This is a genomic window from Bombiscardovia apis (assembly GCF_033095945.1).
Lineage (GTDB): Bacteria > Actinomycetota > Actinomycetes > Actinomycetales > Bifidobacteriaceae > Bombiscardovia > Bombiscardovia apis.
The window spans coordinates 946,002-964,466 of the sequence record NZ_AP026800.1 but is presented as its reverse complement, the minus strand read 5'-3'; the positions used below and the strand labels follow the sequence as shown (position 1 = coordinate 964,466).

The 18,465-nt window shown below is 51.7% G+C and carries 19 protein-coding genes; 1 reads left to right on the top strand and 18 read right to left on the bottom strand.

Annotation, left to right across the window (positions count from 1 at the left end):
• Nucleotides 1-52: 52 nt before the first annotated feature.
• The 16 genes from R8377_RS03715 to R8377_RS03640 all read right to left on the bottom strand — a co-directional run bounded on the left by R8377_RS03715 (nt 53) and on the right by R8377_RS03640 (nt 13,767).
• The gene (locus R8377_RS03715; RefSeq protein WP_317643631.1) at nt 53-502 is read right to left on the bottom strand and encodes an FHA domain-containing protein; all 450 of its coding nucleotides are present in this window, start codon (nt 500-502) and stop codon (nt 53-55) included.
• A 5-nt stretch (nt 503-507) separates the two neighbouring features.
• Nucleotides 508-1,344 carry a DUF881 domain-containing protein gene (locus tag R8377_RS03710; RefSeq protein WP_317643630.1) on the bottom strand — a complete coding sequence of 279 codons (837 nt, stop codon included), beginning with the start codon at nt 1,342-1,344 and terminating at the stop codon, nt 508-510.
• A 5-nt stretch (nt 1,345-1,349) separates the two neighbouring features.
• Complete coding sequence (locus R8377_RS03705) at nt 1,350-1,682, bottom strand: small basic family protein (RefSeq protein WP_317643629.1); 333 nt, start codon at nt 1,680-1,682, stop codon at nt 1,350-1,352.
• Between the two features lie 2 nt (nt 1,683-1,684).
• Nucleotides 1,685-2,641 (bottom strand): DUF881 domain-containing protein, encoded by a 957-nt coding sequence (locus R8377_RS03700; RefSeq protein ID WP_317643628.1) that lies wholly within the window; start codon nt 2,639-2,641, stop codon nt 1,685-1,687.
• Complete coding sequence (locus R8377_RS03695; RefSeq protein ID WP_317643691.1) at nt 2,638-3,255, bottom strand: CDP-alcohol phosphatidyltransferase family protein; 618 nt, start codon at nt 3,253-3,255, stop codon at nt 2,638-2,640. Before R8377_RS03695 ends, R8377_RS03700 begins: the two co-directional genes overlap by 4 nt.
• 46 nt (nt 3,256-3,301) lie before the next feature.
• Complete coding sequence (gene rpe, locus R8377_RS03690; RefSeq protein WP_317643627.1) at nt 3,302-3,967, bottom strand: ribulose-phosphate 3-epimerase; 666 nt, start codon at nt 3,965-3,967, stop codon at nt 3,302-3,304.
• A gap of 10 nt (nt 3,968-3,977) precedes the next feature.
• Nucleotides 3,978-4,886, bottom strand: coding sequence for a prolipoprotein diacylglyceryl transferase (gene lgt / locus R8377_RS03685; RefSeq protein ID WP_317643690.1), 909 nt, complete (start codon nt 4,884-4,886; stop codon nt 3,978-3,980).
• Between the two features lie 48 nt (nt 4,887-4,934).
• Nucleotides 4,935-6,116 (bottom strand): dual-specificity RNA methyltransferase RlmN, encoded by a 1,182-nt coding sequence (rlmN, locus tag R8377_RS03680; protein ID WP_317643626.1) that lies wholly within the window; start codon nt 6,114-6,116, stop codon nt 4,935-4,937.
• A gap of 69 nt (nt 6,117-6,185) precedes the next feature.
• Nucleotides 6,186-7,196: a phosphatidate cytidylyltransferase gene (locus R8377_RS03675; RefSeq protein ID WP_425605026.1), complete on the bottom strand. Its 1,011-nt coding sequence runs from the start codon at nt 7,194-7,196 to the stop codon at nt 6,186-6,188.
• Nucleotides 7,197-7,229: 33 nt separating this feature from the next.
• On the bottom strand, nt 7,230-7,784 hold the full coding sequence (frr, locus tag R8377_RS03670; RefSeq protein ID WP_317643625.1) for a ribosome recycling factor: 555 nt from the start codon (nt 7,782-7,784) through the stop codon (nt 7,230-7,232).
• 44 nt (nt 7,785-7,828) lie between these two features.
• Complete coding sequence (pyrH, locus tag R8377_RS03665) at nt 7,829-8,587, bottom strand: UMP kinase (RefSeq protein ID WP_317643624.1); 759 nt, start codon at nt 8,585-8,587, stop codon at nt 7,829-7,831.
• 161 nt (nt 8,588-8,748) lie between these two features.
• On the bottom strand, nt 8,749-9,597 hold the full coding sequence (gene tsf, locus R8377_RS03660; RefSeq protein ID WP_317643622.1) for a translation elongation factor Ts: 849 nt from the start codon (nt 9,595-9,597) through the stop codon (nt 8,749-8,751).
• A gap of 60 nt (nt 9,598-9,657) precedes the next feature.
• The gene (rpsB, locus tag R8377_RS03655; protein WP_317643621.1) at nt 9,658-10,515 is read right to left on the bottom strand and encodes a 30S ribosomal protein S2; all 858 of its coding nucleotides are present in this window, start codon (nt 10,513-10,515) and stop codon (nt 9,658-9,660) included.
• 262 nt (nt 10,516-10,777) lie between these two features.
• Entirely contained in the window at nt 10,778-11,260 is a 483-nt protein-coding gene (gene def, locus R8377_RS03650; protein WP_317643620.1) for a peptide deformylase, read from the bottom strand.
• A 6-nt stretch (nt 11,261-11,266) separates the two neighbouring features.
• Nucleotides 11,267-13,306: an AMP-dependent synthetase/ligase gene (locus tag R8377_RS03645; protein ID WP_317643619.1), complete on the bottom strand. Its 2,040-nt coding sequence runs from the start codon at nt 13,304-13,306 to the stop codon at nt 11,267-11,269.
• Between the two features lie 38 nt (nt 13,307-13,344).
• The gene (locus R8377_RS03640; protein ID WP_317643618.1) at nt 13,345-13,767 is read right to left on the bottom strand and encodes an Rv3235 family protein; all 423 of its coding nucleotides are present in this window, start codon (nt 13,765-13,767) and stop codon (nt 13,345-13,347) included.
• A 335-nt stretch (nt 13,768-14,102) separates the two neighbouring features.
• Here R8377_RS03640 and R8377_RS03635 point away from each other — a divergent pair, with 335 nt between their 5' ends.
• Nucleotides 14,103-15,779, top strand: coding sequence for a type 1 periplasmic-binding domain-containing protein (locus R8377_RS03635; RefSeq protein WP_317643617.1), 1,677 nt, complete (start codon nt 14,103-14,105; stop codon nt 15,777-15,779).
• 7 nt (nt 15,780-15,786) lie between these two features.
• On the opposite strand, the gene R8377_RS03630 is transcribed toward R8377_RS03635, so the two are convergent.
• Nucleotides 15,787-16,419: a M23 family metallopeptidase gene (locus tag R8377_RS03630; RefSeq protein WP_317643616.1), complete on the bottom strand. Its 633-nt coding sequence runs from the start codon at nt 16,417-16,419 to the stop codon at nt 15,787-15,789.
• A gap of 208 nt (nt 16,420-16,627) precedes the next feature.
• Nucleotides 16,628-18,394: a pyruvate oxidase gene (spxB, locus tag R8377_RS03625; protein WP_317643615.1), complete on the bottom strand. Its 1,767-nt coding sequence runs from the start codon at nt 18,392-18,394 to the stop codon at nt 16,628-16,630.
• Nucleotides 18,395-18,465: the final 71 nt, after the last annotated feature.

Below are 18,465 nucleotides of genomic sequence, written 5' to 3'. Positions count from 1 at the left end.
GACAATCCTCGTCAAACGACTACAAATGACAACAGAGAAATTACAACAATGTTTATTCTGAAGAGACTTGGGCCAAGGCTGAGCTGTTGAAATACACTAACCGGAACTTCCCTATCATAATCTCGTCACCGTTGTGCAAATCAGCTTCGTCTACACGCTGTCGATTGACATAAGTACCATTTAGACTTCCCGAATCCCGCACACTATAGTTCTCACCTTGGCGGGTAAAAAGCGCGTGTGTGCGAGACACAGTCGAATCATCAAGCAAGATGTCCGCTTGTGGATCCCTGCCCACGCTGACTTCATCTTCGTCAAGCAAGTAGCGAGAGCCAGAAACCGCTCCCCTAGTTGAAATGAGAAGCGCTGTTCCTGGCGCCAGTCCTGAGATAGTGTCCAAATCGTCTTGCGTCAGTGGGCGATCTCCAGTAGCAGTTACAGGTATATGCAAAGCAGGCATGCCAATGATGGTCGTTTCACCTGCGGTAGGAATCGGTTCTGTCATAAGCCCTATTCTACAGTCTGTGCGTACTGATAGTGCTGAGGAAGACGAATCTGGTCAATTTTGACACTGTTTGACTGCTGAACTGATACAGAAGCGTGGAATTGAACCTTGATTCGAGAACCCACTCCCCCGGCGATTTGTACTGCATTCTGGAGGGCATCCGGGTCTCCGATTGCGTTGAATTCGTAGGGAGAATGAAGCTTACTTCCGTCTAAGTCAATACCTTGTTTCGTATCTTTAACATAGGTTGATGTCACTACACGAACATCGTTGCAGGCAATCACCTCTGCTCCGGCGTTTCTCAGCTCTTCGATAACTGTGAACATGGTAGCAGCGTCAATTCTATCGCCGCTTTCATCGATAGTAATAGTGACACCCTTGCCCTTGGCTGGCAAATGGCCTGCTAAAATCCCTGAACTCTGCTCATTCTGCTGGGCAATACGCGCAGCCTCCTGTTGTTTATCAGCAGAAGATTTAATGGAACTGAGCTGCTGACTCAGCTGACTTTTACGCTCTTCGAGCTTATCTACCTGAGTGCTAGTTTCATCAAGTAAGCGTACCAGTTCTTCCTCGCTCAAACCTTCGTAGGAGGACTTGGTATTGTTGACCTGCACCATATAGCCAAAGCCCAGCAAAGCTGTCAAGAAAGCAACCAACAAGCTGGTGAGCACCTTAACCCTGCTAAAACGTGCGTCCAGCACATGTCCGGGCTTACGCCGAACTACAGGGAATGAGCCGGTAGTAGTGTCATCTCCCCCACCGTGAATGCGACCTTTGGCCTTCGGAGGAATGCGAACCGGCTCATCACCGGCATCAGTGTGTAACTTCTTAATCCAAGGCATTGGCATCAGCCCTTAAAGATGAATCGTCGCAGAGAGGACACGTTTGAGAATATTCGGATGCCCAAGACCACGATCACGGCCGTTGAAAGCTGGGACCCCACACCCAGCTGATTGCCTAAGAAAACCAGAAGGGTGGCAGTAATGACGTTAGAGAAAAAAGAAATCACAAAGACGCGATCGGAAAATGAGCGTTCAAAATAGGAACGAGCAGCCCCCAAGAGCGCGTCTAAAGCTGCGACAACCATGATTGGTAGATAAGGCTGAAGAGCAACCGGAATATCTGGTTGGAGAAAAATGCCGGCGATAACCCCAACGATTAGCCCTAATATAGCCGCCATGCCTACTTGCTCCTCTTCGCATACGATAAATCTGAATTCCCCGCTGCTTTCAGTGTAATATCTTTGGCAGATGAAATCTGCAAGGTGATGTTGACTCCGCGCAACTGCTTGAGATAATCGCGCTGATCAGCTTGGGCAAAATGATCGCTCAAGCGCTGTCTGTCTCCAATTGCTTCAATCTGATAAGGGCTTTGAACCGAGTCTGTCCCTACAAGAACAGTTTGCCCTGCCAGCCGAATTGAAGTCTGAGTACCAATACGTTTTCCATTGATCGATATAGCTTCAGCACCCGCTGACCACAGCTGAGTCGTAAACCATTGCAAGTCGGAGTCAGTAATTACCCGAGATTGCTCGCTCTTATCTTTGCTTTCTTTGCTCACAATTGGGTTGGTTATCGTAAGCTTGATACCGGGTCCGTGGACGGCCACCGTGCCGTTCAAAATGTCGTTGTCAGAGGCATTTTTCCCGGCAGTATTGGCACCAACTTGGTCGGTGAGCCGGTCAATCTCTCCGTGGAGTTGACTGACTTGACCTTGTAAACTGTCTGAGCGCTGATTGGTGGTCTGTATTTGCGCAATCAGCTTTTCACGCACCTTCTGCCGTGGATCTTTGTGGAGGACCTGAACAATTGATGCCACGCCTAGCCCCACAGCCACGCAGATTACAAAGACAATGATACGGTTGGTCCAAACAGCAAGAGCCGAACGCTGGCTGTGAGGAATCAGTCTAGCATCTTCGAAGAGGGGATCAACTGGACGATTCGTAAGGTCGTCGATTAGTCGCAAGGACTCGTCGTATACCTGTCTACGGCGGCCAGAAGAATGCACCTGTTCATTCTCGTCTTTAGCATAGTGGCTGCCCAAACCCGCAGTATGTTCTGAAAAGACAGCCCGCCGATGTATCAGAGCGCGCTCCACCGGAACGGGGAACGAACCTGGCTGCGGACTGGATTCACTCATTGGCGGGCATCCTGCCTCATGAGCGCGATGCCTTGCTGAGCATAGAAGCACCCGGCTAGCCAGTACAAGCCCACTCCCCAAATTACAGCTCCTAAAGCAATCAAGTGGAGTACCTGGAAGAAGGGCGAATGCCAAGCATCAGCCAGAATAAGAGCAGGAATCGCCAGCATAAGAACAGCTGTGCCAGTTTTACCAGCGAAGTGTACGGGAAGCGGTCCGTAGTCATGCTGGGCTAGACACAGCACCAAGATACCCATTAGTACATCACGTAAGCCAACCAAGACCAAGAGCCACCAAGGAAGAATATTAGCAATGCTGAGTGCTAGCACACTGCTCAAAATGAGCAGGCGGTCGGCTATAGGGTCGAGTATCTGCCCCAGCTTAGAGACTTGGTTGAATCTGCGTGCGATAATGCCGTCTACGCCGTCAGAAATCGCTGAAATAAGCAAGACAACTAAGGCAATAATCAAATGCCGACGCGCCACGAGATAGGCAATCACCGGAATTGAGAGGATACGCAGCAAGGAAATGACATTGGGCACTGTCCAAATCACATCTCGCGGGTCAGGCGAGTACTTGCTGCGAGAAAACCTCTCAATGATGGGGTGAGTCATAACAGTCTCGCAAGTGGTCGGTTTAACATCGTCTTCACCAGCCAGATTAAGCGCGGAAGGCTGCTTGTGCAGCTTGACGGATGTCATCTATGGCCTGGTTGGGATTATCTGCGCCATACACTGCAGATCCAGCGACGAGTACATCTGCGCCAGCCTCGGCCACGATGTGAGCCGTTTGGGCACTGACACCACCGTCGACCTGGATGCGCGTATTTAGACCACGGGCTGTGATTTGGTCGCGCAGACGGCGTACTTTACCCATTTGGTTATCAAGGAATTTTTGCCCGCCAAAGCCAGGCTCCACCGTCATGACCAGCACCATGTCGAACTCGTCAAGAATGTCGAACAGAGGCTCTACTGACTCGGCAGGGCGCACGGCAAAGGATGCCTTGACACCCATATCGCGTAGCTGCCTGGCCAAGCGTACAGGGGCATGTGTGGCACCCATGTGGAAGGTGACCGAATCTACACCTAGCTTCGCGAATTCAGGCGCCCAGCGGTCGGGATCTTCAATCATCAGATGGACGTCAACCGGAAGATCAGTCACCTCGCAAATACGCTTAACGATAGGCTCGCCCAAGGTAAGGTTGGGTACAAAGTGATGATCCATAACGTCAACGTGGACCATGTCTGCGCTGGAAATAGCGTTCAGGTCGCGCTCAAGGTTGGCGAAGTCGGCTGACAGGATACTTGGTGCTATCTGAATATTCATAACTTCCATTCTATGAGGTCTGCGAGACGGACTGACGCTGCTCGAGTTCGGTAATCGTTCGTAACTTTTCGGATAGGAGGGTAATGCTCTTGCCGTAACGGTTGACCAAGATAAAAGCGAAGGCTCCCACAAGGAAGACAATAATAGAAACCCACACGTTAATACGCACACCCAAGAACTCGTGGGCGAAATCGATACGTAGGGCTTCAATCCAGGTGCGACCAGCTGTGTACCACATGATATATATAGTAAAGAGCGACCCAGCTTTGAGCTTGTTGATTGTCTTTCGTCCCAGCCAAATTAGGAGAGCCGCACCAATAAGATTCCAAATCATCTCATACAAAAAAGTTGGGTGGAAAAGGGTGCCCGTTGGGCAAGTTGCTCCATCGTAGCACTGCTCTTTGGCACCAAGTGCGCTACCGGTCTGGTTGAGTTTCAGCCCCCAAGGCAAGGTAGTGGGCGAACCATAGAGCTCCTGATTAAACCAATTTCCCAAGCGACCAATTGCTTGAGCAACGAGTAAAGATGGGGCTACAGCATCGCCGAGAATGGCTGCTGGGTAATGCTTATGACGGCACCATGCCCATGCTGCAAGACCACCCAAAAGTACCGCGCCCCAAATACCTAAGCCACCTTGACGCAGATTAAAAATGTTCCAAAAATTGCCGTTTGACCCAAAGAAACGTTCAGGAGTTGTAGCAACATGGTAGAGCCTAGCTCCGATGATTCCCGCCGGCACTGCGCAAATAGTGATGTCTAGAATTTGCTCGTAACTACCCCCCTGCCTTTTCCAACGCACGGCAGTCATCCAAGCTGCGACGGCGATTGCTGCAAGCATCGTGAGCGCGTAGATGTGTATGGGGAAGGAACCGATGGAGAAGGTGGAAATCGGTGGCGAGGGTATGTATGCGTAGGTCATCATGCTCCTATAATACGGCCAAATACACGATTGCGCGCATCGAACGCGTTAAGCCTGCTTCGTCATTTTCGCTGCCAGCTGACCGCAGGCGCCATCAATGTCGGAACCGCGGGTGTCGCGCAGCGTCGCGGTGATACCGGCTCGATGCAGAATCTCAAGGAATTGCTGCTCGTCTTCGGGCTTTGAGGCCGTCCAGCGAGATCCTTCAATGGGATTAAGCGGAATCGGGTTCACATGCACCCAGTTGTCGCCATAATGATTGAGGCGCTTGGCTAGGAGTTGGGCATGCTCAGCTTGGTCATTGATACCCCGCATGAGCGCATATTCAATACTCACTCTACGTTTACTTGACAAATAGTAATCATGAGCTGCATCAAGCACCTGAGTGGTATTGAAACGTCGGTTCATAGGCACCAGTTCATCGCGTAGTTTGTCGCTGGGAGCATGAAGTGAGACCGCCAGACGTACCGGCAATCCCTCTTGTGTAAGCTTTCGGATACCAGGAACGACTCCCACAGTGGAAATAGTGATGCTTCGGGCAGAAATTCCAAAGCCGGCAGGAGGAAGCTCGCTCATCTGACGCACTGCCGCCAAGACAGACTTATAGTTGCCCATCGGCTCACCCATGCCCATGAAGACCACATTTGAAAGCCTTCCCGGTCCACCAGCCACCTGCCCGTCGCGCATCATGACTGCAGCGGCGCGCACCTGCTCCAGAATTTCGCCTGTTGACATGTTTCTCGTCAGTCCGAGCTGCCCAGTAGCGCAGAAGGGGCAACCCATGCCACAGCCAACCTGACTAGAAATGCACAGAGTGGTACGCTTCGTGTAACGCATAAGTACCGACTCAATACGAGACCCGTCGAAGAGCTCCCATAAAGTTTTTATCGTAGTGCCGTTATCGGCTACCTGACGAGTCACCTCGGTAATGAGGTTAGGGAAAAATTGTTGCGCAGCTTCTTCACGCTTAGCAGCAGGGAAATCGCTGTAGGTACGAGAATCAGTGCTGAGGTGGTTGAAATAATGATTAGCCAACTGCTGTACACGGAACTTAGGCAGACCTAAGGCTTGAACGCTGGTGATGCGCTCAGCATGACTCATATCAACGAAGTGCAGGGGTGGTTTGCCTCTGCGAGCATGATCAGGTGCTAAAACATCACGGAAACCACCCTTTTCAACTCCCGGAGTGATCCCGGTTTCTGGTTGTTCTACAAGATCGGCTGCCGACATGCGCTCTCTTTCTGCTGCAACTGTGGGTGGTATTACGTTATTGTGTTTTCACTTTTGCTAGTGTGCGTCTCACAAACCGGTGACCCACAAAAGCCCTGCAATGAAGGGAGCTGACATCAGGATGGAATCAACTCTGTCGAGTACTCCCCCGTGGCCCTTCAACAAGTGCCCCATGTCTTTAATACCTAAATCTCGTTTAATGAGCGAGGCTGATAAATCTCCAAAAGTACCGGTAATTCCTACCATAGCGCCGAGCAGCACTGCCACCCACCAAATCTGTGCCCACTCCTGACGTGGATATGTGCAAGCAAAAATAGCTCCAGCAGCAATGATGCACAAACCCATCGAACCCAAAAGGCCTTCCACTGACTTTTTAGGAGAGATACGAGGTGAGAGCTTGTGCTTACCCAGCCAAGCTCCGAAAGCAAGCCCACCAATATCGCTTACCGCTGGCAAAAACACAGAAATAAGGCCGTGTGCAACTGGATGACCGCCAAACGTCGTAGGCAAAACTATCAAGTTAGCCAAAAAAGTGATGTACACAACCGTCAGCAAGGAAACAGACACATTAGCATAGCGGCTGTTCACACGCACTACAGGAGGATTACCCTCGGTGATGCTGCCGGATTCACTCTGGTTGGGAAGACTATCAGCAAAATTGAGTTTGCTTGCTACAGCGCGTTCCAACCGTCTACTGCCTCTATGTTGGAAACTCGCGCAGATAGTAACAATTACAGCTGTAAGGAAGACACCAGCTACCATCCATAACACGTGATCTCGTCCATAAAACATGGCCAATATTGTGCCTGCCGAACACACCCATAAAGCTAGTATCGGAATATCTAAGCCTGCTGTAGCAAAATCGACCCTAAGCTCCCACAACCCCAGAGACATAAAGCAGACAATAAGCAGCATAAATGCATCAGGTTTAACCAACAGGCAGCCCAAAATCACCACCACCAGCAGAACTCCAGTAGCAATTGCCTGAGGCATGTTACGCCCGGTGCGTGTGTTGATGGTATCAAGCGTTGGACTAGTCTGGTCTTGCTGCGGCTGCTTCATGGTCTCCTCTGTAATCATCTGCGGCGTTACACCCCGTGGGTGAAGACAAAATCAGACTTCGAGAATTTCCTTTTGTTTGCTCTCAAGCAACTGGTCAATTTGAGTACTCATTTGTTTGGTGAGTGCATCCAAATCCTTCTGCAAACGATCACCCTCATCTTCGCTGAGTTCGCCGTCTTTGACGTTCGCCTCAATACCTTCCTTAGTCTTACGACGAATGTTGCGCAGGGCCACCTTACCGTCTTCAGCCTTGGTCTTGGCGAGTTTAACGTAATCCTTGCGCCGCTCCTCAGTAAGCTCAGGCATAGTGACACGAATGACATTACCGTCACGACTGGGGTTGACCCCCAAGTCTGAGTCGCGAATCGCTTTTTCCACTGCTGCCGCTTGAGAAATATCGAAGGGGGTAACAGCCAAAGTACGCGGTTCCGGCACTGAGATAGAAGCCAGTGCCTTAATGGGGGTTGGCGCGCCGTAGTAATCAACTACGATGTCGTTCAAAAATGAGGGGTTAGCCCTACCAGTACGAATACCGGAAAAGTTTTCCTTTGTTGATTCTAAGGTCTTTTCCATCTGCGTTTTGGCTTGATCTACTACACTTGCCATGAGAATACTCCTTGTTATCGTTTATGTACTGTCTTTTACTGACTTTAGCGGGTAACAGATTCTTGCGCGCACACCACCGTGCCTAACTCTTCGCCCTGAAGGGTACGGGTTACGTTTCCAGCGCCTTCAAGTCCAAACACGCGGATGGGCATAGCGTTGTCTCTCGCCATAGAAAGAGCCGAAGCATCCATAACAGCTAAATTGTCGACCAAGGCTCTGTTGTAGCTCAAGCGAGTGAACATAGAGGCCTGCGGATCTTTGCGCGGATCCGCGGTGTAAATACCGTCTACACCATTTTTACCCATAAGGACTTCTACGCAGTGTATCTCTAGTGCTCGCTGGATAGAAACAGTATCGGTAGAAAAATAGGGTAAACCAGCGCCGGCGCCAAAAATAACAACTCTCCCCTTTTCCAAGTGCCGAATGGCTTTCAATGGAATGTAAGGCTCAGCTACTTGGCCCATAGTGATAGCAGTTTGAACGCGGGTAGCTTGGCCAGCCTGTTCGAGAAAGTCTTGCAGTGCTAGGCAGTTCATAACGGTGCCCAACATACCCATGTAATCGCCACGAGAACGCTCAATTCCAGCTTGGCTCAGCTCCGCTCCTCTGAAGAAATTACCGCCGCCGACCACGATAGCCACCTGTACACCATTTTGTACGGCAACTACAATTTCTTGAGCAATACGCTGGACCACCTTGACATCAATACCGACAGCACCGCCTCCAAAGGCTTCTCCTGAGAGTTTCAGCAATACTCTACGCGGTGTATTAGGTTGATCGTCACGTACCTCAGAGCAGGTCATTAGATGCCTTTCTTACCTAGGGCGGGAAGCGCTACTACTCACAGCAACCCAAAGACCAGACTAACCTCGAACTGAGACAAGAAAGCCCTGCGCATAAAACGTACTAGGGCCGCTTTCCCCGTACAGGAAAAGCGGCCCTAGTTATGAGCAAAAGTAGTTATTTACTCTTCGCCCTTGCCGACCTCGAGACGAGCGAAAGCCAGAATCTGGCCGCCAGCCTGCTTGAAGAGGTCGCCTACAGTCTTGGACGGATCCTTGACGTACTGCTGTTCGAGCAAGACGTTCTCCTTGTAGAAAGCGTTCATGCGGCCTTCCACAATCTTGGGGATAATCTGCTCGGGCTTGCCCTCAGCTTGTGACTTTTCAGTAGCCACACGACGCTCGGACTCGACTACCTCAGCAGGAACATCTTCGCGCTTGAGCCACTGGGGACCCATAGCAGAAATCTGCAGAGCAGCCTCGTGAGCTACGGAAGCACCAGCCTCATCAGTTGCTACAACAGCAACGATCGACGGAGGCATCTCCACGGACTTGCGGTGAGCGTACACCTCTACGCAAGGGCCTTCAACCTTAGCGAACTGGCCTACCTTCACGTGCTCGTGGAAGAGAGCAGCAGCTTCTTCGACGGTCTCGTGCACAGTGCCAGCCTTAGACTGAGCTTGCTCAGCTTCCTCAGCAGTTGTAGCACCGGCCTTAGCAACGTCGGCTACTACTTCCTCGCCCAGCTCTACGAACTGAGGGGTCTTAGCAACGAAATCGGTCTCGGAATTCAGCTCTACGGCGTAGCCAATCTGGCCAGCGCCACCCTCTACAACAGTAGAAGCGATGAGGCCTTCTTGAGCCTTACGGCCCTCGCGGGCACCAGCAGCCTGAATACCAGTGGTACGGATGATCTCCTTGGCGCGCTCGATGTCGCCGTCAGCCTCGGTGAGTGCCTTTTTTACATCCATCATGCCGGCACCGGTCTGGTCGCGCAGCTCCTTAATAAGTGCAGCAGTGATTGTTGCCATCTTATCTCCTCTAATTAGCAACTGGGGGCGGAGATTTCCGCCCCCAGAGACATCTCAACCTTACTTGGCTTCGCTCTGCTGAGCCTGTTCAGCAGGAGCTGCTTCCTTGCTAGCCTCAGTGGACTCAGCGCCGCTCTGGGAAGCGCTCTCGTCCTTCTGAGCCAGGAGGTCCTTCTCCCACTCAGCCATCGGCTGGTCGCCGGTCTCCTCGGCCTTAACAGCCTTGTTGGAGCGCTCCAGCAGACCTTCTGCCACTGCATCAGCCATCAGGCTAGTGAGCAGGTCAACGCCGCGAATAGCGTCGTCGTTGGCTGGGATTGGATAGGTAACCTTCTCAGGATCGGTGTTGGTATCAACCAAGGCGATAACAGGAATCTGCAACTTGCGTGCTTCTTCTACTGCCAAAGCTTCTTTGTTGATGTCAACCACGAACAGAGCCGAAGGGGTGCGGTTCATGTTGCGAATACCGCCAAGCTGACGCTCCAACTTGTCCTTTTCACGGCTCAGGAGCAGGAGCTCCTTCTTGGTGTACCCGGAACCGCGAACATCGGAGAAGTCCATCTCTTCGAGCTCTTTGAGACGGTCAACGCGCTTGGTCACGGTCTGGAAGTTGGTGAGCATACCGCCCAACCAACGCTCGCACACGTAGGGCATATTGACACGGGTAGCCTGCGTCTTGATAGCTTCCTGGGCCTGCTTCTTCGTACCAACGAAGAGAATAGTGCCGTTGTGGGCTACCGTCTGCTTGATGAAGTCATAGGCCTGGTCAATCATCCCGAGGCTCTTGAACAGATCAATAATGTGGATGCCGTTGCGCTCCATCAAGATGTATTGCTTCATCTTGGGGTTCCAGCGGCGGGTCTGGTGACCGAAGTGGACGCCAGCCTTCAGCATCTCGCTCATCGTAATCTGTGCCATAGTACTTACCTTTCTTGTCGGTTATTGCCTGGTCATGTGCACCTGCATACAGCTTCAAGTGAAGCCGACCGACACAGAGCATCGCGGACATGACGCGTATTTGCATGCCGGGTTAAGTTAGGTACTGCTCGCCTCTCTTACCCGTGACAGCTCGAAAGACATATATGGCATGCATGAATGACAATAGCATAAGGTCCGCTCATTTTCTTGCAGCATAGATAGTGAGCTGCGAGAAAATGAGCGGACCTTATTAAAGATACTGTTAGTGCTGTGCCCTCAACTGCCGCATAGCCTGCTTACGTACATCTTTTTCCAAACGGTCCAAGTACACATGGCCATCCAAATGGTCGCATTCATGCTGGAGCATGCGCCCCATAAGGCCCTTGCCTTCTAGGGTAATCTCCTGACCCTCTAAGTTAATGCCTCGCACCTTGGCATATTCGGCCCGACGAGTGGGATACCACTGGTTAGGTACAGACAAGCACCCTTCTTCGCTGTATTGCTCGCCGGAAGTCTCGACCAGCACTGGGTTAATCACATAGCCGAGTTTGCCACCAATATTGTAGGAAAAAGCTCGCAGGCTGACTCCTATTTGATTTGCAGACAAACCAGCCCTGCCTGGATCGTCAACCGTTTCCAACAAGTCGGTAATGAGTTGGCGCACAGCTGGGGTTATGTCGCGAACGGGATCACAAGGGGTTCGTAAAACTGGATCAGGAACTACACGTATTTGACGAATCGCCACGCCTGCTTACTCCTTGCCTTCGCTCTTGTCATCTGTCTGGTCTAGCTGATCGTCGTCTTGCGTTGAGTCATTCTCGCGCTCTTGATCACTCAGCTTGGCCTCTCGCAACTTTTCAGAGACGCTAGCCAAAGAATCGCTGACACTCGACTTGGCTTTGTCTAAGTATGGGGCAACTGACTCGGGAGTCTTTACCCGCAACTTAACCCCACCGGCAGCAGGCTTGAGGCCGCTAGGCTTGGGGGCATACAAGACGTGATCAATCAAGTCTGCATACTTGTCGATAACCTTGGGGCGCACCACCTTCATGCTAGGTGTCAACGTGCCATCAGCTTCATTGAAATCACGGTCTAAGATGATGAACTTGCGCACTGACTCTGCCCGAGATACATCGCTATTGGCCGAATCTACATACTGCTGGACGAAAGCACGCACCGCATCATTCTGGGCCGCCTGTTCGATAGACATGCTCGTATCGAGGTGCTGAGCACTGAGCCAAGAGCCGAGCATCTCTTCATCTAAAGTCACCAGAGCGCCGATAAATGGCCTGCCGTCTCCCACTACTACTGTCTGAGAAACGATAGGGCAAGTACTGATGGTCTCTTCCATCGGCGCTGGAGAGACGTTCTTGCCGCCGGCAGTGATGATGATGTCTTTTTTACGCCCGGTGATAAATACAAAACCATTGTCGTCAATCCGCGCCAAATCGCCGGTATGCAACCAGCCATCTTTGTCAAGAACAGTAGCATCGAGTTCTTTGTTCTTAAAATAGCCCATGAAAACACTGGGGCTCTTGACAAGAAGTTCGTCGTCATCGCTGAGGCGAACAGTGATGCCGGGGCCGGGGCGACCTACGGAGCCAACTTCGTTAGCGTCTTCAAAGTTCACGCAGCAGGGAGCAGCGGTTTCGGTCATGCCATAACCCTGAATGAACGTAATGCCATCGATACCGTTGAAGAAGTGAGCCAATTCAGCGTTCATAGGAGCGCCGCCGCAAGCCAAGAAGCTCAAGTTGTTGCCCAGTGCGGACTGAACGGTCTTACCAACTGCGTTCATATAGAATGAGTGCTTCATACGAGCGGCTAGCGAATGCCCACGGCCCTCCTGCTCGTCGATGGACCACTGGACAAAATGCTGGTAAGCACCTGCGAATACACGGCCCGAAACTCCAGCTCCGGCCTTCTGCGAAGCAGCATTGTAAACCTTTTCAAATACGCGCGGCACAGCCAGCAGGTAGGTGGGTTTGAAAGAGCGCAAGTCTGCCAAGAGATGCTTGGTACTAGAAACGTAACCAACCACACCCTGGGCTCCAATCGCCACATATTGGATGTAGCGAGCAAAGCAATGAGCCAAGGGAAGGAAGAGCATAAGGCGAGTCGGGGCTGCCAGCATATGGTAGAGCACCTCCCAGCCAGCGAACACAATATGAGTAAAGTTGCGGCTGGAAAGCATCACGCCCTTGGGTTTGCCGGTAGAACCAGACGTGTATACGATTGTAGCTAGATCGTCGGCGCTAACTTGGCTTATGGCCTCATCAAGCTCTTCGTCACTAATAGCTTGCCCGAAATCACATACTGCGTTCAGACCCTCGGCCTCGAAGTTAAAGACATACTTGATGTCTGAGTGCTTCTCGCGAATTTGTTCAAGAGTTTGTGCATGCTCGGCATCGCCAGCGAAAGCAATAACGCAGTTGACATCTTCGACAATGGTCTCGGCCTGCTTGCTGGAATCAGTCTCGTAAATAGGCACTGACACGGCACCCAAGGCAGCGCAAGCAAAGTCAGTGACACCCCAGTCGTAGCAGGTGGCCGAATAGATAACCACCATACTGCCCTTACGCACGCCCAAAGCCATCAAGCCCTTAGCAACCTGGCGCACACGCTCAAGCATCTGCCCAGCGCTGACATCATGCCAAGACTTTGTTGTTGGATCCATCCACTGGGCGATCAAATCTTGAGGATCGCGCTCGGTGCGGTTAGCCAACAAGGAGTAGATAGTGTCTGTATCGGTCGTCGGGTGCATGTTCTCGACTGTGTATTCACGCAACATACTCTAACTATATGAGCTGGGCCAGTCAATGGCATGTTCTAGCCCAAATCAAGGAGTGTACACAGCCAACGGGTGCCCCAAAGTTCCAAACGTAGATTAGCTTGGTAGCTCTGCCCCATCACAACCAAAAACACTAGAGCTTCCATCGTGCAGGCGTTAAGTACATACAATTCGACTTTGGTAGGTACCACCGGAGGGTAAGACAGGCTTGCATCCGGCTGTTTGAGAACACCAATAGGGGCTGAGCTGAGAATCTGAGCAAAAACGCCCAAGCGCTCCAAACACACCGGGGTTAATTGGCCTTGCAGACTTTGAAGGGGGAAATGCCCGCGAATAATGTCAAAGGCTTTGCAAGAGAGTGAACACACATAGCTGGCCTGACTATTGACCTCTTCTTCGCTAGCTTCACTGAACACTAAACTCGTATCAACATAGTGGACAGGCACCCGCCAATTACTCATTCCTAGCGGAATAGTGGTCTCTCGGCTTACCACAGACGAAGAGGACCAGGCTGTAAGTTGTTTGCTCTCAGCATGAGGCGATGGTTGATATCCTCTTTCTAAACCGTCGAATAACGTAGGCTGAAATGCTGTTGATTGGCCCACCACTATACCTCCATAGTCTCGCTCTAGAAACATTAAGCTGGCTTTATGCTTCCTTTCAGTATCAATCAAGGCCAATTTTTGGCATACTTGTCGTAACCTGTCTGTGTATATGTGCACGCAAAGCTCTACAATGAAAGCTTGCCAGCGCGTTGAACAGACCGCAGAGCTTACACAGCAAAGAGGAGCGATAAGTGAAGCTGAACAAGTGGATGCCTGCCCGACAGATAGCGGTGGGAGTGATTCTTGTTGTGACCTTAGCACTTGCAGGCTGCTCCCCTGCTCAGTCCAGTCAGCCTACAGCTCCTAGCACCAGTCCCGCGGCTCCAGCCCAGGTAGTAACCGGTAAAGTTGCTATTTTTACTCCAGCTGATGGCATTACGATCTCTCAGCACACGCCCATCAATAAGTGGGCGGTTTTTATACCAGAGCTCGAACAGGCTTTGATACAACAAGGCTTCACGAAGAAGAACATCTCTAGCACCACTGATAAAAGCCTCGATAAGCAGAGCCAAGCAGTGCAGGACTACGTCGTCTCCGAACTCAAGCCCAAGCAAACCGAGAAAGGCGAACAGCCCCAAACTCCTACAACTTTGGTAGTAGCTCCAGTAGCTCAATCGCAGTCACTTACCCGCCAGTATGGTGACTATGTAGGCCATGTTATGCAACAGCCCCAGTCCGACAGTTCACCCTCTGCCGACAGTAGCGCCTCCGATAGTGCCGATAGCAAGAATGCACGCAACTTGGGTGAGGAAAGTTCTGACCGAGAAGATTCCAACGACCAAACCCACTCTTATCAACGCTTAGTGTCGTCTTTACAATTGGCGAAAGAAAGCGGTATGCATGTCGTCATTCTCTCCAACGATATAAGCGATCTACAGCCAGACTTATTTGTTGACATGTCGAATGCTGAGCAGATTGGCCGCATGCAGGCCCAGCAAGTAGTCAATAAGTTAGAACTCGACAAGGCCAGCAAGGCCAATCCGCGCTATATCGAAGTACTCCTGCCCAAAGAACACTCTTCTGACCAAACACAAGACGACAATGCAGAAAGCATCCACGACGATTTTGCACAGTCAGCCTTTAAGGGAATCTGGCAAGTGCTGGCTCCATACTTCCTTGATGGGCGCGCGCTCAGCCCCTCCGGACTGCTCAGCAGCAAGAGCGGCGAGCAAGATTGGGAGACGCTCACCTTCGCCCCAGGCAACAATACTTCTGCCACTTCCGACGAACTTACTCGCCGGTTGCGCTACAGCAAGGCTGACGCTTCAGAGAATGGACTGCCCCGTGTTGACGGCGTCATTGCTATGAACGATTTCATAGCTTCCGGTGTCGTCGGTGCCCTCGGCGATATGGGATACACTGGCTCCTCAGCAGATGTTAATCCGGAGATTTCAATCAGCGGCATCGTGAGCAGTATGACCGGCAAAAAAGATGTACAGCGCCGACCGGTGCCGCAACCGCAGTCAAACAGTGCGGATTCGGATACAACTGCCGATACAGAGCCCGGAGCGCCGAGCGCAGAGGGCAAGACTGGCGCTAACAGCGACAATAAAGCTCAGACCTATACGCATTGGCCTATTGTGACTGGATACGGTGCCTACACCGATACTCTTCCGCAAATCGTTGACGGCCGCCAGTGGATGACGGGAATTGAGGACCGGCAGGGACTGGCACACAGTCTGGCCCTGAGCTGTCAAGAGCTTAACGCAGGTAGCAGCGTCAAAGCACAGGCAGATGTTAGCGAAAGCGAACTGCATGGCCGTAAAATCACCACGCTCAGTAAGCCACTCATCGCAATTTCGGCCAGCAATTTGAAGAGCTCTCTCATTGACACCGGCTATGTTAAGCCTGCCGATGCTGGTCTCTAATCGTCTTTTATGGTTTGAGTACTATGCGGTGGGGATGAACTTGGTTTAGAGGATTGACGTAGGTACGCGCTGCCAGTTTCACTCCCCAATGTAAACATTGATTCTCACAATGGTCGGAAACCCCTGACACGGTCGCTATTGCTTCTCCGCGCTGCACTTGACTTCCGACCGGCTGCATACTCACCGCTGGCTCAAATGTCGTAGTGTACTTGCCAATTTGCATGCTGACTACATCCTTACCACCAACCTTGCCAGCAAAAGACAGCCTGCCAGCATGAGGAGCAATAATCGGCTGCCCAGGGTTGGCGTGAAAATCTACTCCCCTATGTCCAGGTATCCACGGCTGAGGTGGGTTGCGAAAACCGCTTATAAGATCGGGAGAGCTGCCTTGTTCCGAAAGTACGGGCCAGCTCCAAGCAGGTGTGCACGAAGCAGAACCGGACTGGTCTAAGTCTTGTGGCGATGCCCCCGCAAGGCTCGCCATATTAGCTTGCGCAGAGTGAACAGGCAGTAAAAATAGAATAACCAGCAAGAAGCACAGCAAGAATCCTAAGCGATGATAATTTTCACACTCGCTTTGGTACTCTTCCTTGAGCTCCTGGCATTTACGCCGCTTCCTCTGGTCAAACTCGCCATTCATGCTTGCCTCCTATGCCGCGAATTGGATGCTGATATGCCCCATCTTGCGCCGTATCGACCGCAAAAGCATATTCAAAGAGTCAATGTGGTCGAATGTGGGACTTATGCACAATGGCATGCAAAAAAGCCGGTTGATACGCTTCTATATGCGTGCCAACCGGCTCAGTGCTATGACTTAACTATTACTCTAATATTAGACGCCAACGAGCCTATTTGCTTTCCTGAGCAATCCAATAGCTCAGCGATTTCAAAGAGCCTGCCTGCAAGCGGTCTTGGAACTCCTTGACTTGTTCGGGATCCTTGCAGGTCTCCGCAAAGCGCATGTAACGGGTGTCGAGCGGGCGTTCGTGAGTGAGCTTAACGTCGATTACCGAAGCCCTATCAGCCTTTTTGGCCTCTGCGAAAGCCTTGCGCGCATCGTCAAGCGTACGCACGGTAAAGCCCACAGCTCCGTAGCCTTCGGCCACCTTGGCCCAGTCAGTGTCGGGAAGGTCAACGCCCGAAAGCGGCTGATGGGAATCGTCGAGCTGCTCAGCCTCAATGAAACCGAGAGTTTCGTTGGAGAAGACAACGTTGATCACTGGTGCATGGTACTTGAGCTGGGCCAGAATCTCCTCGCTAAGCATGGCAAACCCGCCGTCACCGCTCAAGGAGTACACGGTAGAATCCGGGTATTCCAGCTTGGCCGCTAAAGCAGCGGGAACCGCGAAGCCCATCGTTGCATGCTTGCCCGAGACGCACCACTTGTTGCTGGGCTTAATCTTAGCCAAGCGCAGGAAGTTGATGTCCACATTGCCCACGTCTGGAATCAGTACATCATTGTCGTCAAGCTGCTCGTTGAGGATGTGGAAGATAGGTTCGGGGCGCAGAGGCGTACTCTCGTCTTCATTGAAGGAATCAATCCACTCCTGCCAGTTTTGCTTGCTCTTGATGCAGGCGCGGTAGTAAGGCTTAGACTCTTGTTCATGACCAGCATCGAGGATAGCGCGCAAAGCCAACTTGGCATCGGCCTGAATAGCTACCGAAACCTCCGGTTGGAATCGCTTGCCCAACTTGGCGCCGTCATTATCAATCTGAATGACCTTGGTATACGGAGCTACAAACTGCGAACCGAAGGGATTGTCTGAGCCCACCCAGAGCATGACATCGCACTGGTACTGAGCTTCGGTAGCTGTCTTGGTAGCCACGCGGCCGGCTGACTGTAAGTATGCAGGAAAATCATCTTCTACAATGCCCTTAGCTGGGAAGGTAGAAGTCAACGGCATCTTGAAGGTATTCGACATCTCTATGAGCTCGTCGTGAGTATCGCGGGCGCCCATACCGAAGTAGAGCAGCGGTGCCTTTGCCGATTCAAGCAGCTTGACTGCTTCCTCAATTAAATCCTGGTGAGGAGGAATGGGCATCGGCTTGCGGAAGTTCTTAGCCGTAGCCACTGGAAGGTCATCAATTTCGGCCCAAGCCAAGTCTTTAGGGATAGTGATAACAGCAACACCGTTGTACTTGTACGCTCGGCGGATGGCCTCGTCTACCAAAGCGGGCAGTCCCTGAGCGCTCGTGGCAGTGCGGTTGTACACGGCCACATCTGCAAACATGGGCTCCTCGTCCATAGCTTGGAAGTAGTCAATGTTCATGTACTGCTGAGGCACTTCGCCCACCAAAGCCAGCAATGGCACACCGTCTTCACGGGCGTCGTACAAGCCATTGAGCAAGTGGACTGCGCCGGGGCCGGAGGAGCCGAAGCAGACACCAATACGGCCGGTTAGCTTGGCTTCTGCGCTTGCAGCAAGGGCGCCACCTTCTTCGTGGCGAACTTGGATAAAGTCAATACGGTCGCGCTCGTCGTGGATTGCATTCATCATCGAATCAAATGAACCGCCAGGCATGCCATAGATTCGAGGCACTCCCCACTGCTCGAGTACGCGCAAAACTGCATCGCCTGCATTGATTTTACTTACGGAACCTGTTGCATTTACCATCTATTACCTCCTAAACGGGGGCAGACTCTTCATAGCAGTCTGCTCTATTGCCCGTGAGCCGTCATCTTCAA